Origin of the sequence: Stenotrophomonas sp. GD03930, assembly GCF_029839665.1 — a bacterium.
GTDB lineage: Bacteria > Pseudomonadota > Gammaproteobacteria > Xanthomonadales > Xanthomonadaceae > Stenotrophomonas > Stenotrophomonas forensis.
On the sequence record NZ_JAOCAV010000001.1, the window covers coordinates 520,145 to 534,269 of the forward strand.

At 68.0% G+C, this 14,125-nt stretch carries 14 protein-coding genes; 8 read left to right on the top strand and 6 right to left on the bottom strand.

The features are described 5' to 3' along the window. Nucleotides 1-105: 105 nt before the first annotated feature. The 3 genes from murD to N5C18_RS02430 form a co-directional block, all read right to left on the bottom strand. Nucleotides 106-1,515 carry a UDP-N-acetylmuramoyl-L-alanine--D-glutamate ligase gene (gene murD, locus N5C18_RS02420; protein ID WP_279943758.1) on the bottom strand — a complete coding sequence of 470 codons (1,410 nt, stop codon included), beginning with the start codon at nt 1,513-1,515 and terminating at the stop codon, nt 106-108. Then, the gene (murL, locus tag N5C18_RS02425; RefSeq protein WP_164242689.1) at nt 1,496-2,848 is read right to left on the bottom strand and encodes a UDP-N-acetyl-alpha-D-muramoyl-L-alanyl-L-glutamate epimerase; all 1,353 of its coding nucleotides are present in this window, start codon (nt 2,846-2,848) and stop codon (nt 1,496-1,498) included. The genes murD and murL overlap by 20 nt, the downstream gene beginning before the upstream one ends. Before the next feature lie 76 nt (nt 2,849-2,924). After that, nucleotides 2,925-5,519 (bottom strand): bifunctional aspartate kinase/diaminopimelate decarboxylase, encoded by a 2,595-nt coding sequence (locus tag N5C18_RS02430; protein ID WP_008265224.1) that lies wholly within the window; start codon nt 5,517-5,519, stop codon nt 2,925-2,927. 75 nt (nt 5,520-5,594) lie between these two features. On the opposite strand from N5C18_RS02430, the gene N5C18_RS02435 reads away from it, so the two are divergent. Further along, nucleotides 5,595-6,470, top strand: coding sequence for a PhzF family phenazine biosynthesis protein (locus N5C18_RS02435; RefSeq protein ID WP_279943759.1), 876 nt, complete (start codon nt 5,595-5,597; stop codon nt 6,468-6,470). Nucleotides 6,471-6,590: 120 nt separating this feature from the next. Continuing rightward, nucleotides 6,591-7,469, top strand: a complete 879-nt coding sequence (locus tag N5C18_RS02440; protein ID WP_053508381.1) for a PhzF family phenazine biosynthesis protein — start codon at nt 6,591-6,593, stop codon at nt 7,467-7,469. Nucleotides 7,470-7,652: 183 nt separating this feature from the next. On the opposite strand, the gene N5C18_RS02445 is transcribed toward N5C18_RS02440, so the two are convergent. Then, nucleotides 7,653-8,084, bottom strand: coding sequence for an OsmC family protein (locus N5C18_RS02445; protein ID WP_006423346.1), 432 nt, complete (start codon nt 8,082-8,084; stop codon nt 7,653-7,655). A 371-nt stretch (nt 8,085-8,455) separates the two neighbouring features. Here N5C18_RS02445 and N5C18_RS02450 point away from each other — a divergent pair, with 371 nt between their 5' ends. The 4 genes from N5C18_RS02450 to N5C18_RS02465 all read left to right on the top strand — a co-directional run bounded on the left by N5C18_RS02450 (nt 8,456) and on the right by N5C18_RS02465 (nt 10,699). Then, entirely contained in the window at nt 8,456-8,854 is a 399-nt protein-coding gene (locus N5C18_RS02450) for an HU family DNA-binding protein (protein WP_008264591.1), read from the top strand. Nucleotides 8,855-9,106: 252 nt separating this feature from the next. Further along, nucleotides 9,107-9,415 carry a DUF3861 family protein gene (locus N5C18_RS02455; protein ID WP_279943760.1) on the top strand — a complete coding sequence of 103 codons (309 nt, stop codon included), beginning with the start codon at nt 9,107-9,109 and terminating at the stop codon, nt 9,413-9,415. A 56-nt stretch (nt 9,416-9,471) separates the two neighbouring features. Continuing rightward, complete coding sequence (locus N5C18_RS02460) at nt 9,472-10,020, top strand: hypothetical protein (protein ID WP_279943762.1); 549 nt, start codon at nt 9,472-9,474, stop codon at nt 10,018-10,020. An 82-nt stretch (nt 10,021-10,102) separates the two neighbouring features. Continuing rightward, nucleotides 10,103-10,699 (top strand): DUF1439 domain-containing protein, encoded by a 597-nt coding sequence (locus N5C18_RS02465; RefSeq protein ID WP_008264782.1) that lies wholly within the window; start codon nt 10,103-10,105, stop codon nt 10,697-10,699. Nucleotides 10,700-10,737: 38 nt separating this feature from the next. Here N5C18_RS02465 and N5C18_RS02470 read toward each other — a convergent pair whose 3' ends face one another. Both N5C18_RS02470 and N5C18_RS02475 read right to left on the bottom strand, forming a co-directional pair. Then, a complete protein-coding gene (locus N5C18_RS02470; protein ID WP_040008584.1) occupies nt 10,738-11,280 on the bottom strand; it encodes a type 1 glutamine amidotransferase domain-containing protein in 543 nt (180 codons plus the stop codon). Nucleotides 11,281-11,443: 163 nt separating this feature from the next. Next, nucleotides 11,444-11,911 (bottom strand): SET domain-containing protein-lysine N-methyltransferase, encoded by a 468-nt coding sequence (locus N5C18_RS02475; RefSeq protein ID WP_012479369.1) that lies wholly within the window; start codon nt 11,909-11,911, stop codon nt 11,444-11,446. A 210-nt stretch (nt 11,912-12,121) separates the two neighbouring features. Here N5C18_RS02475 and N5C18_RS02480 point away from each other — a divergent pair, with 210 nt between their 5' ends. Together N5C18_RS02480 and sufB are read left to right on the top strand one after the other, a co-directional pair. Continuing rightward, complete coding sequence (locus N5C18_RS02480; protein ID WP_008264567.1) at nt 12,122-12,577, top strand: SUF system Fe-S cluster assembly regulator; 456 nt, start codon at nt 12,122-12,124, stop codon at nt 12,575-12,577. A gap of 17 nt (nt 12,578-12,594) precedes the next feature. Next, a complete protein-coding gene (gene sufB, locus N5C18_RS02485; RefSeq protein WP_006423171.1) occupies nt 12,595-14,070 on the top strand; it encodes a Fe-S cluster assembly protein SufB in 1,476 nt (491 codons plus the stop codon). The last annotated feature ends 55 nt before the right edge of the window (nt 14,071-14,125 follow it).

Sequence of the window (14,125 nt, forward strand, 5' to 3'; positions counted from 1 at the left end):
GGCTTCTCGAATCCGTCCGGGAATGCGCCGATGGTAACTCGCCCCTGCAGTAGAGCCACGCCATGGGTGGATGCGGCGCCCCCGGTTGCCGGCCAGCGGCCGGCACTACCCGATGCCCAGGCCCGGAATCGCGCTGATGGTGTCCGGATCGAAGCCGGCCAGTTCGGCGAAATGGCGGCCACGCGCCACGTAATCGCGGTAGGCGCCGAAGCTCGGTGCGCCCGGCGACAGCAGCACCACGCCGCCCTGCTCGCCCAGCGCCGCACGTGCCAGCGCCATCGCCTCGGGCAGATCGCCCGCGGCGTGCAGGCCGAAGCGGCCGGCATCGGCCAGCGGTTGCAGCATCGCGTGGATGCGCGGGCCGTTGCTGCCCATGGTCACGATCTCCACCGGCGGTACGTCGTGCGCCATGTGCTGCATGAAATCGGTCCAGTCCAGGCCACGGTCGTGCCCGCCCACCAGCAGCGCGATGCGCTGGCCGGCGAAACATTCCAGCGCTGCCAGGCTGGCGTGCGGCGTGGTGCTGATCGAATCGTTGACGTAGGTCAGGCCATCGGCGAAACCGATGCGCTGCAGGCGGTTCGGCAGCGGGCGGAAATCCTGCACCGCCGGTGCCAGCGCCACGGCGTCGAGACCCAGCGCTTCCAGCGCGGCCAGCACCGCGCACAGGTTGCCGCGGTTGTGCCGGCCCGGCAGTGGCGTGTTGCGGGTATCGAACACGGCCTGCTCGCCCCGGTGCACGACATCGCCGCGCATGTGCCAGCCCTGCGGCTGGTTGAACCAGACCACCTCGCTGTCGGGCAGCGACAGCGCGGCCAGGTGCGGATCGGCCGCATTGAGCACGGCGATGCGCGGCGCGGCTTCGGTGACCAGCCGCAGCTTGTCTTCGATGTAACGCTGCTCGCTGCCGTGCCAGTCCAGGTGTTCCGGGAAAAGGTTCAGCACCACCGCCACCTGCGGATGGGCGCCACTGCGCGCCACTTCGCCGGTCTGGTAGCTGGACAGCTCCACCGCCCAATACTCGGGCGCGGGCTGCGGGTCCAGCACTTCCAGCAACGGCAGGCCGATGTTGCCGACCAGGCCGGTGCGATGCCCCGCCGCGCGCAGCAGGTGCGCGACCAGCGCGGTGGTGGTGCTCTTGCCCTTGGTGCCGGTCACGCACACGGTGTCGTGCACGATGCCGTCGTCGGCCGCGTGTTCGGCAAACCACAGCGCGGTGCCGCCGATGAAAGACGTGCCCTGCTCCGCCGCCGCCAGCGCGATCGGCTGGTAAGGGCTGATGCCGGGCGACTTGATCACCACATCGAACGCTGCCAGCGCTTCGGCCGAGGGCTCACCACGCACCTCCAGCGCGCCCTGCGTTTCCGCACGCGCCGCGTCGACTTCGCCTGCCAGGCAGAACAGGCTCAACGGCAGCGAAGGCAGCCGCTCACGCAGTACCGCAAACGCGGCGCGGCCCTCGCGGCCCCAGCCCCACAGCGCAACCCGCTTTCCCTCAAGCTTCGAAATCTTCACGCACCCGTTCCCACAGCGCGGCCGGGACACGATGCTCGCCCTGCAGCTGCAGCAGCGGCGCCAGTGCCAGTTCAGCGGCGTCCAGCTGCGGCTGGATCTCGTTGCAGAAGCGCTTCACCAGCACGTCTTCCTTCCATTCCGGGCGCTGCGCCAGCGTCGCCATCGCCGCACGCGATTCGCGGCCTTCGCCCACGCACTCGAACGGCTTGTGGTCCTGGAATTCCAGCAACGCGTCGAAGCCACCGGCCTGCTCGGCATCATCCAGCAGGTTGCGGCCGAAGATGCGCACCAGGCGCGTCTTGGGCATGAACGGGGCCAGCGCCAGGAACACGAAGTGGCACTTCGGGCAGACGCCGCACCAGCGGTTCACCGGGCGCTCGCCGAGGATATGGAAGTTGCGGTTGCAGCTGGAAAAGTGCGCGTCGTAGAAATCGGTCTTGGCGAACTGGCGGGCCACCGCCAGCTCCGACATCGGCCGCAGCAGCGAGTAGTAGTGCAGGTCCGCGGCAACGTGCGCCTGCACATGGCTGCCGAACGCCTGCTCGAATGCCCAGCCCTTGGACCACTGGTGGTTCACTTCACCGGTGCCCGGAATCTGGCTGCCGTAGCTGGCCGAGCGTTCGTTGGAAAACACCACCTGGTCCACGCCCTGCAGCAGCGCGGCCAGCACCATGATCGCCGAGTTCACCGCCGTGACCGGGATATGACCGTTCCAGGCGCCCTGGCGGTTGAGTTCGAACAGTTCCGGCGCCAGCGCGCGGCCCAGGTTCAGCGTCGGCAGGCCGGTACGCTCGGCACAGGCGCGGATCAGCTGCGAACCCCCGATCCAGGTCACCGTCTCGTCCACGCCGGCACGGCGCAGCGCTTCGATGCTGACCAGCGAATCCTTGCCGCCGCCAATGGCCACCAGCGCATGCGGCTGCAGGCCCAGCACTGGCGCCTGCACCGCTTCGCCCTGCACTGGCAGGCGGAAACGCCCGCGCAGGTTCAGGCCGTTGCGGTAGGCGAATTCGCCCAGGCCGTTGAGATAGACCGTCTCCACCAGCGCCGCGGTATCGGCATCGATGGCGTAGCTGTCGATGCTGACCGTCTCCGGCACGCCCGCCTTGTAGTAACTGACACCAGCAATCAGGTGCAGCAGCTGCAGCGCGCGCTGCACGGCAGCGGCACGCGCCTCGTCCAGCACGAACGGCGCGCCGGGCACGGTGATGGTTTCCACCATCTCCGGGCCGTCATCGAAGGCGTAGACCAGCCTGGCCACGCCGGTATCCGCAGCGAATTCGCAGCGGACGAAGCGGAAGCGGGAAACCTGGTGTTTGTCGAAAGCAGTCATGGTGTATCCGGTCAGGCACGGGCCCGCGCGATGGCGCGGGGCGTGTCGGTGGGCGGGTGCAGTGCGCGGGTGGCGATCATTCGATCACGTCTTCGCGCGGCATCGCCCGCTGGTTGTAGGTGTTGGACATCACATAGCCGTAGGCACCGGCATCGGCGATCAGCATCACATCGTCCGGTGCGGTCGATACCGGCAGCTTGCGGCGCTTGCCGAACACATCGCTGGATTCGCAGATCGGGCCGACCACATCGAACGCGGCTTCGGCATAGCCGCCCTGGCGGCTGAGGTTCTCGATGTCATGCCAGGCGTCGTACAGCGCCGGGCGCATCAGGGTGTTCATGCCGGCGTCCAGGCCGACGCGGCGCACGCCGTCCTTCTCCACCACCTGGGTGGCATGGGTCAGCAGCACGCCGGATTCGGCCACCAGGTAGCGCCCCGGCTCGATCGCCAGGCGGAACGCCGGGTGCAGCGCCTTGACCTCGGCCAGGCCCTCGGCCCAGGCATCCAGGTCGAACGGTTCGTCTTCATCACTGTAGGGAATCGGCAGGCCACCGCCGATGTCGATGGTCTGCACGCTGCCGATGCGGCGGGCGAAACCGGCCAGCTCATCGCACATCAGGCGCCAGTGCTGCGCGGTCTCCACGCCGCTGCCCAGGTGCGCGTGCAGGCCGACCACGCGGCTGCCCAGCTCGGTGGCCGCACGCACGAATTCGTCGACGCGGGCGATCGGCAGGCCGAACTTGGAGTCCTTGCCGCCGGTACGGACCTTGGCATGGTGGCCTTCACCACGGCCGAGATCGACGCGCAGCCACAGCTCTCGGTTGCGGAACAGGTCCGGCCAGCGCTGCAGTGCTTCCACGTTGTCGACGGTGACGGTCACGCCCAGCGCGAACGCCGCTTCGTACTCGCTGCGCGGGCAGAAGCTGGGGGTGAACAGCACGCGCTTGGGCGACAGCTCCGGCAGGTGCTGGAACACATGCTTCAACTCGCCGTGCGAGACACATTCCAGGCCGAAGCCTTCGGCTTCCAGCAGCTGCAGGATCGCCGGATGGCTGTTGGCCTTGATCGCGTAGTAGCGCTGGTCGATCGGCTTGATCGCGGCCAGCGCACGGGCGCGGGCGCGCACCGTCGGCAGGTGGTAGACGTAGCGCGGCGTACCGGCGTCGGCCAGCTGCAGCAGGTGCGCACGCTGGCCCCTCCACCACGGCGTGCCACGCGGGCGCACGGTGCCGGCGATCTCGCGCCAGCGCGGGCCGAACACTTCGGTCTCTTCCACCGGCATCGCGCCGCTGTCGATCAGCTCGGCATGCAGGATCGGCAGCAGGCCATCGGCATCGGCTTCGTCGATGACGAAGGTCAGGTTCAGGTCGTTGGACGACTGCGAGATCATGTGCACGCGCTCGCGGCCGAAGGTGGCCCACACGTCCGACAGCTTGTGCAGCAGCGAGCGCATGCCACGGCCGACCAGGGTGATCGCCGCGCACGGCACGATCACCTTCACCTTGCAGATCTGCGACAGGTCGGCAGACAGCGCGGCCAGCACATCAGTGTTGACCAGGTTCTCGGACGGGTCCAGCGACACGGTGACGTTGGTCTCGGCCGAACCGATCAGGTCCACCGACAGGCCATGCTTCTTGAACAGGTTGAACACATCGGCCAGGAAGCCGACCTGCTGCCACATGCCGATGCCTTCCATCGACACCAGCACGATGCCGTTGCGGCGGCTGATCGCCTTCACGCCCGGTACCGGAGCCGCACTGCCATCGATGCTGGTACCCGGCAGCTGCGGGCGCTCGGTATCGAGGATGGCCATCGGCACGCCGGCGTCACGGCACGGCTTGATCGAGCGTGGGTGCAGCACCTTGGCGCCGGTGGTGGCGATTTCCTGCGCTTCGTAATAGTCCAGGCGGGTCAGCAGGCGCGCATCCGGCACGTCCTTGGGGTTGGCGCTGAACATGCCCGGCACGTCGGTCCAGATCTCCACGCGGCTGGCGCCGAGCAGCGCGCCGAAGTACGCCGCCGAGGTATCCGAGCCACCGCGACCGAGAATGGCGGTACCGCCGTCGGCATGCCGCGAGATGAAGCCCTGGGTGATCAGCAGGCGGGTCGGCTGCGCGCGGAAGCGCTGCATCCAGTCTGCGTCCGCGCGCCACTGGCAGTTCACCGACAGCCGCTGCGACCAGTCGCTCTGGTTCGGCTGCGGCGGCATCGCGTCCAGCCACTGGCGGGCATCCATCCAGCCCATGTCCAGGCCGGAGGCGTGCAGGTAGGCCGCGCCCAGCGTGGAGGACAGCAGCTCGCCCTGGCCCAGCACGTCGGCCTGCCAGTCCAGCGGGCGGGTGGCCGCACGCGGGTCATCCAGCAGGCCCTGCAGCGCGGCGAGGCGCTCGGCCAGCACCTCGCGGCCCAGGCCCAGCTCGACCAGGAAACCCTCGTGGCGCTCGACCAGCGCCGCCACGCGATCGCGGCTGTCCGGCGCACCGTCGGCGATCGCGGTCAGTTCGTTGGTGACCCCGGACAGCGCCGAGACCACCACCAGCACGCGCGAACCGGTCTCTTCCGCACGTTTTTTCGCCAGCTTCCCGATCGTGTCCCAGCGGTGGCGACGCGACACCGAGGTGCCGCCGAACTTCAGTACGATCCAACGATCGACAAGGGGGGAAGCTGACATGGATAGGCTATGTGTAATGTGGGGGAGCCGCCCGAGGGGGCGGAACCTTCGATTCTAAGCCCAATGGACCCGCCGATGGCCGCCTTCCGCTACCTGCAGCTCGATGTCTTCGCCCCCCACCCCGGCAGCGGCAATCCGCTGGGCGTGGTGCTGGGCGCCGATGGGCTCTCCAACGCCCGCATGCAGGCCCTTGCCGCCTGGCTGAACCTGTCCGAGACGGTGTTCTTCCTGCCGCCCAGCGCCCCGGGCGCCGACTACCACATCCGCATCTTCACCCCGAACAGCGAACTGCCATTTGCCGGCCACCCCAGCGTGGGCGCGGCCTGGGCTGCAGTCACCTGCGGCCTGGCAACGCCGCGCGACGGCGGCGCGCTAGTCCAGCAATGCGCTGCCGGCCTGCTGCCGGTGCGGGTGAGTGGTGCCGCCGCTTCTCCAACCATCGAACTGGCCAGCCCACCGACACAGCGCCTGCCGACCGACCCGGGTCAGGTGCCCGGGCCGCTGTTGGCGCTGGCCGCCGCCGGGCATGCGCCCGAACTGTGGGACAACGGCCCGCGCTGGTGGCTGCTGCCGCTGCGTGACGCCGCCGCCGTGCGCGGACTGGCCCCGGACATGGCCGCCCTGCGCGACTGGACCAATGCCACTGGCGCAACCGGCGTCGCGGTATTCGCCGACGAAGCCGCAACGGACCATGCCCGCGTCGTGCGCGCGTTCTGCCCCGGCGATGCGGTGAACGTGCCCGAGGACCCGGTCACCGGCAGCGCCAATGCGCTGATCGGTGCCTGGTTGCGCGAGCGCGGCGTGCTGCCCGGCGGCAGCGGCGCCTATGTCGCCAGCCAGGGCCGCGAAGTCGGCCGCGACGGCCGCGTCCACGTGCGCGTGGATGCCGACGGCACGGTGTGGATCGGCGGCCAGGTGCAGCCGGTGATCGACGGCCAGATCAGCTGGTAACGCCGAAAGAGGGGACGGAGGGAATCAAGTCGTTTGTGCCACAAGCGACTTGATTCCCTCCGTCCCCTTTTTTGTGCGCCGCGCTACCCTATGCCGCCTGTTTACTGGAGTTCCTGCCTGATGTCCGCACGACGTTTCCTGCAGCTGGATGTGTTCTCCCCGCGCGCCGGCGCCGGCAATCCGCTGGCCGTGGTGCTCGATGCCGAAGGCCTGGACGATGCCAGCATGCAGGCCATCGCGCGCTGGACGCGGCTGCCCGAGACCACCTTCGTGTTCCCGGCGCAGGCAGCAGGCACCAGCTACCGGCTGCGCATGTTCAGCCCACAGAAGGAAGTGCCGTTCGCCGGCCATCCCAGCGTCGGCACCGCGCATGCGGTGCTGCAGGCAGGCCTGGCAGCGCCGGTTGACGGCGTGCTGGTGCAGGACGGCATCGCTGGCGCCCTGCCCCTGCGCGTCAGCGGCGAAGGCGCGCAGCAGCGCATCGCCATCCGTACCCCGCGGGCACAGCTGGCCGAGACCACCGAGGCCGGCGATCCACGCCTGCAGGCCGCGCTGAAGGGCTGGCCGCTGGGCGCGCTGCCGCCGGCCCGCATGCAGGGCGGGCGCAGCTGGTGGGTGGTGCAGGTGGCCGATGAAGCCGCGTTGCGCGGCCTGCATCCGGAGTGGGATGCGGTGGCCGCGCTGGCCGAATCCACCGACAGCATGGGCGTGTTTGCCTATGCGTTCGCCGATGGCAACGAGGGATTCGATCTGGCCGTGCGCGCCTTCGTCGGCAACGGCCGGCGCTTCGAGGATGCGGCCTCGGGCGCCGCCAACGCGGTGCTGGCGGCATGGCTGGACCTGCGCGATGCGCTGCCGCATGGCCGCGCACCGTTCGAAGTCAGCCAGGGCCGCGAAGTCGGCCACGATGCGCGCCTGACCCTGCGGGTCGATGAAGACGGCGAGGTCTGGTCGGGTGGCCAGGTGCAGACCGTGATTGCCGGCACCATCGATTGGTGATTGCTGCTGGAGGGTAGAGCCGAAGGCAGCGGCAGGAGCCGCTGCCAACGTCGCGCGCGACGGCCCGGAGGGTGGCGGCCAAGAAGGCCGCCATAACGCTGGCCGGCTGTTACCTGGACATCGGCATCATGCGATCGCCGGCCAGCGGCCGGCACTACCGCAGCCCTCCCGGCCCGCGAATTCTCAGCCCAGCTCGGCTTCCAGACTGATCGGCACTGCGCTCAGCGCCTTGGACACCGGGCAGTTCTGCTTCGCGTCATCGGCGATGGCACGGAACTGTGCGGCGTCGATGCCCGGCACCACTGCCTTCACCTTCAGCCGGATCTGCGACAGCTGCGGGCCGCCTTCCAGCGACAGATCGACCTTGGCTTCGGTGTCCAGCGAGGTCGGGGTGAAGCCCGCTTCGCCCAGCTTGGCCGACAGCGCCATGGTGAAACAGCCGGCATGCGCGGCGGCGATCAGTTCTTCCGGATTGGTCCCTTTCTCGTCGCCAAAACGGCTGTTGAAGCCGTAGCGGGTCTTGTCCAGCAGCCCACTCTGCGGCGTGCTCAACAGTCCCTTGCCCGACTTCAGATCGCCTTCCCAGTGCGCGGTGGCGTGTCGCGAGATTCCCATATGCTGCTCCTGCGTGGCGGTGATGAACGGCCACCCTCGCATGGTCCGCGTTATCCCTGCGTCGCTCCGCCGCATGCCAATCGTCCGCCGGAAACCGGGCAACTGGACACTTCCTCACCAGCCCGACCTGCATTTCCCCCTTGTTTTCAGTGGTTTCGCACACCCCCCCGGTGATCGGGAAGCCCCCACCCGGCACGCCAGGACGGCCCCATTCCCCATCACCGGCCATGTACTGAATCGGCCTGGATATGAAAAAACATGCACTTTCCGCGCTTCGGGCTATTGGCGGCGCCCGAGAGTTGCCCTACATTGCGCTTGCCGACGGGGTTCGGCGCCGACCAAACAACCAACCGTTCACGGAACAGGAAACCATGGCAAAGACCGCTAAGAAGGCTGCCCCGAAGAAGGCAGTGAAGAAAGTCGCTACGAAGGCAGCCGCCAAGCCGGCCGCTCCGAAGCCGATCAAGGAAGTGCTGACCAAGTCCGGCCTGGTTGCACACATCGCTGAAGCCTCCGGCGTCGTCGCCAAGGACGTCCGCGCTGTCCTGGCCTCGCTGGAAAGCGCCGTCGCCTCCTCGGTGCACAAGAAGGGTGCAGGCTCCTTCACCCTGCCGGGCCTGCTGAAGATCACCACCGTCAACGTGGCAGCCAAGCCGAAGCGCAAGGGCATCAACCCGTTCACCAAGGAAGAGCAGTGGTTCGCTGCCAAGCCGGCCACCACCAAGCTGAAGGTGCGTCCGCTGAAGAAGCTGAAGGACGCCGCGCTGTAAGCGCGCGCCCCAACGCGGACTCCGACGGGACGGCTCTGGCCGTCCCGTTTTTTTGCCCTGCCCCGCGCCCGCAACACAGCGTTGCCGGATCCCGGGAAATACGCGCCCAGGCCCGTCGTCATTGACCGGGCGTGGCCGGGCCCAGGCCCGGAACGTACCGGGTGGAACACTGCGTGCAGCGCCGGCCGTCGCCGTCAGCCGCGGGCTTGCCTATCGTGGGCACATCCTCCACAGCTACGGCGAGCACCCCTCATGGCCAGCCCCTCCACCCGCTACCGGATCTCGGTGACCCCCATCGAAAAGGACGGGTTGCAGTGCACCGGGCGCTGCACCATCGAACTGGAACACCGCGCCAGCCGCGACCTGATGCGCCTGCTGGAAGCTGCGCCGCGCACGGCCGGCATCAGTGGCGACGAGCGCGCCACCCTGGTGATCGCCAGCCAGCTGCTGCGCGACATCGTGCAGCGTCACGCCGGGACCGACGGCCACGCGCTGGCAGCCATCGCCGCACAGGTGCTGCCGGCACTGGACGCGCTGGACCAGCTGCCTTCCTCGCGCTGACCGCCGCGCACTCGATACACTGGCGCTCTCACGGTTGCCTCGGGGAGGAGGCAGGCATGCGCCGTATCCTGTTGTTGATTGCGCCCCTGGCGCTGCTCGGCTGCTCGCGGCCGGCAGCCGCACCGGATGCGGCACCTGCCGCGATACCGGCCAGCACCGATCAGCCGTCGAACATGTCGCCAACGGCAGTGCCCGACGGCGACCCACCGGCTGCGCAGTCGCCTTCGGTCGACCCCTTGTTCGCTGCGGTGGCTGCCGATGCCGAGCCGCCCTCGGTGATGCTCAACCGCTACGTGCGCGCACTGCTCAATCGCGATCGCCGCGCCAGTGATGCGGCATGGACCTTCCCACCCGGTGATGCCCGGCATGCCGACGACGCCGCGCTGCGCCAGCTGCAGGATGTACGCACGCTTCACCTGCGCAGCAGTACGCCGATTGCCCGCAGCCCGGCACAGCCCGCGCAGCTGCTGGAGGTGCCGGTGCAGGTGCGTGCGGTCACCGCCAACGGCACCTTTCATTTCAGCGGCTGGTACCGCGTGCAACCCAGCAGCGACGGCCGCGCCTGGCAGATCCAGTCGGCGCACCTGCAGCCAACGCTGGACTGAACCGTTGCAGCCGCATGCACGCACGATTCAGCCGGCGCGGCTACTCTTTCTTCCATCCATTCCAGAGCCACCGGTCACTGCCATGCGCCTGCGTTCCCTGATGACCCGCCTCGCCGCCTCCACCGTGCTGATCGCTGCCGCGATCGGTGCGCAGGCCGCCCCCTCCATTTCCGGCCGCGAACTGTCGGTGGGTGCCAGCGACGTGCAGCAGTACCTCGACGGCAGCTTCCCGCGCACCCAGGACGCGCTGGGCGGCCTGATCGCCCTGACCATGAGCCACCCGCAGCTGAGCCTGCCGGCCGGCGAACGCTTGAACCTGGGCATGGACGTGGCACTGGCCACCGCCGGCGGCAACCCGGCCAAGCTGGGCACGGTGAAGCTCAGCAGCGGCCTGCGCTATGACGCGCAGACCCAGGGCTTCCACCTGCAGCAGCCGAGCGTGGATGACTTCACCCCGGCCAACCAGGGTGGCCGTCTCGATTCGCGCACCCGTGGCCTGCTCAATGCCTGGCTGAGCGACTACGCCCAGCGCGAGCCCATCTACAAGCTGGACCCGGCCATGGCCGGCGTGCTGGGCGCGCTGCAGGTGCAGTCGGCACAGGTGAAGAACGGCAAGCTGGTGGTCACCTTCAACCAGAACCTGGGCAACCTGGTGCCGGCAGGCATCCTCGGCAAATAAGGGTAGTGCCGGCCGCTGGCCGGCACCCTCGTCAATCATCACGCCACCAGCGCTTTCACTACCGCCTCGCTGAAAGCCGGAATGTCATCCGGCTTGCGGCTGGTGATCACATTGCCATCCACCACGACCTCGGCGTTGCGCCACTTGGCGCCGGCATTGGCGAGGTCCTGCTGCAGGGATGGCCACGACGTCAGCTCGCGTCCATCGGCCAGGCCGCTGTTGATCAACAGCCACGGACCGTGGCAGATGGCGGCCACAGGCTTGCCGGCCTCGGCGACGCTGCGGATGAAACCCAGCGCCGCCTCGTCGGTGCGCAGCGTGTCCGGGTTGATGACACCACCGGGCAGCACCAGGGCATCAAAGCGGCCGGCATCGGCCTCGTCCAGTGGCAGGTCTACCGCCACCACGCCACCCCAGTCCTTGTCTTTCCAGCCCTTGATGGTCGCCTCCTTCGCAGGTGATACCACGCTGACCCGTGCCCCCTCCGCCTCCAGCAGGCGCTTGGGTTCGGTCAGTTCGGACTGTTCGAAGCCGTGCGTGGCAAGGATGGCAATCTGCTTGCCGCTGAGACGCTGAGCCATGTCGGATGCTCCATCGAAAGGAGCGGACAGCGTGCGCGAGGAGCCATTGAACGGCGGTGACCCGACCGTGCACGGCAGGTGGAGACTTATGCGGTAGTGCCGGCCGCTGGCCGGCACGATCATCACATCAGTGCCGGCCAGCGGCCGGCACTACCAGCAGCGGTCAGCGCTTGGGCTGCAGCATGGTGCCGGTGCACTTGGGCGAACCGCAGCGGCACTCCCAGATCTTCTTCAGCTTCGCGGTGTGGCGCTCGGCCAGGGTGATCCCGTAGTTGTAGGTCAGCTCCTCGCCGGCCTTGATATCGCGCAGGGCCTCGATGAACACCTTGTCGCCACGGCTGTCGCCGTCCTCGTCTTCCTCGATCACCGCCTCGCAGTTCGGGTCGCAGCTGTGGTTGATCCAGCGTGCGTCGTTGCCCTTGTAGTTGGCATCGATCACCCAGTCATCGTTGAGGGTGAACAGGAAGGTATGGCCGCTTTCGACGTCGCCGCTGTCATCGGCATCAACGTCGCCGTGGCTGCGCAGCAGGCCCTTGTACTGGATCACGCGCTCGCCCTGCTTGATCGGGGCCACGGCGAACACGCCGTTGCCATGGATGGCGGACTTGCGGGCTTGGATCTTCTTCGGCATCGGCACGGGCTGTTTGCAGCGAATGGAACAGGGATTCTCGCCCATTCCGGGTGATTGCGAAAATCACCCCATTGGCGCAGCATTGCGCCCTGGCAACGGCCCCGGTGCGTCCCTCCCGGCCTGGCCCCAGCGCCGGCTGAATGCCCGGGTTGGATGGCGGCGAATAAAAGCGTACAATTTCAGTCCGCTTTAAGAACCACTCGCATCCCCATGTTGCGCGTCACCAAACTCACCGATTACGCCACCGTCGTGCTGACCGTGCTTGCCGCCCGTCCGGGCGAGGTACTCAGTGCCACCGAGCTGGCCGAATTCACCGGTCTGGAGCCGCCCACCGTCAGCAAGGTGCTCAAGCCGCTGGCCCAGGCCGGCCTGGTCGAGGGCCTGCGCGGTGTCCGCGGTGGCTACCGCCTGACCCGCCCGGCCCTCGAGATCTCGCTGTTCGAAGTGGTCGAGGCAATGGAAGGGCCGCTGGCCCTGACCGAATGCAGCCACGACCACCACCAGTGCGGCATGGCGCCCAAGTGCGGCGCGCGCAGCAGCTGGCGGCTGATCAACGACGTGGTCTCCGAGGCCCTGCGCGACGTCACCCTTGCGCAGATCCTGCCCCCTCTCCCCCTTGCCGATGACGAACAGCGCCGCACCATCGCTGTCGACGTCGTCTCCTGATCCGTAGGCAGCCCCCCATGGCCACCGAAACCATCGAAAACGTCGCCCACGACGACACCCCCAACCGCGAGATCCACGAGCAGCTCGGCCGCAAGTATTCGGCCGGCTTCATCACCGAGATCGAGTCGGACTCCCTGCCGCCGGGCCTGGACGAGGACACCATCCGTGCCCTGTCGGCCAAGAAGGAAGAGCCGGAGTGGATGACGCAGTGGCGCCTGGACGCCTACCGCCACTTCCTGACCATGCCGATGCCGGACTGGGCCAAGCTGGAGATCGCCCCGATCGACCTGCAGGCGCTCAGCTACTACTCCGCGCCAAAGGGCCCGAAGTACGCCTCGCTGGATGACGTGCCCAAGGAACTGCTCGACACCTACGACAAGCTGGGCGTGCCGCTGCACGAGCGCGCCAAGCTGGCCGGCGTGGCGGTGGACGCGGTGTTCGACTCGGTGTCCGTCGGCACCACCTTCCGCAAGGAACTGGCCGAGAAGGGCATCATCTTCTGCTCGATGTCCGAGGCCATCAAGGAACACCCGGAGCTGGTGCGCCAGTACCTGGGCACCGTGGTGCCGGTGGGCGACAACTACTTCGCCGCGCTCAACTCGGCGGTGTTCTCCGATGGCAGCTTCGTGTTCATTCCCAAGGGCGTGCGCTGCCCGATGGAACTGAGCACCTACTTCCGCATCAACGCCGGCCACACCGGCCAGTTCGAGCGCACCCTGATCGTGTGCGAGGACAAGGCCTACGTGTCCTACCTGGAAGGCTGCACCGCGCCGATGCGCGATGAGAACCAGCTGCACGCTGCGGTGGTCGAGCTGGTGGCGCTGGAAGATGCCGAGATCAAGTACTCCACGGTGCAGAACTGGTACCCGGGCGACGAGAATGGCGTCGGCGGCATCTACAACTTCGTCACCAAGCGTGCCGAATGCCGTGGCGCGCGCAGCAAGGTCACCTGGACCCAGGTCGAGACCGGCTCGGCGATCACCTGGAAGTACCCGTCCTGCGTGCTGCTGGGCGACGACTCGGTGGGCGAGTTCCACTCGGTGGCCCTGACCCACCACCGCCAGCAGGCCGACACCGGCACCAAGATGATCCACGTCGGCAAGCGCACCAAGAGCAAGATCGTCAGCAAGGGCATCAGCGCCGGCCGTGGCCAGAACACCTACCGTGGCCTGGTCAAGGTCGACCGCAACGCCGATGGCGCGCGCAACTACACCCAGTGCGATTCGCTGCTGATCGGCAAGCAGTGCGGTGCCCACACCTTCCCCTACATCGAGGTGAAGAACCCGGGCGCCACCGTCGAGCACGAGGCCACCACCTCCAAGATCTCCGACGACCAGCTGTTCTACTGCCGCGCCCGTGGCATCAGCCAGGAAGACGCGGTGTCGATGATCGTCGACGGCTTCTGCAAGCAGGTGTTCCGCGAACTGCCGATGGAATTCGCAGTGGAAGCCAAGAAGCTGCTGGAAGTCTCGCTGGAAGGCTCGGTGGGCTGACCGCCCGCCCCGCTCCTCGCAAACGCATTCTCTTTACCGGCCGGCTGCGGCCCGC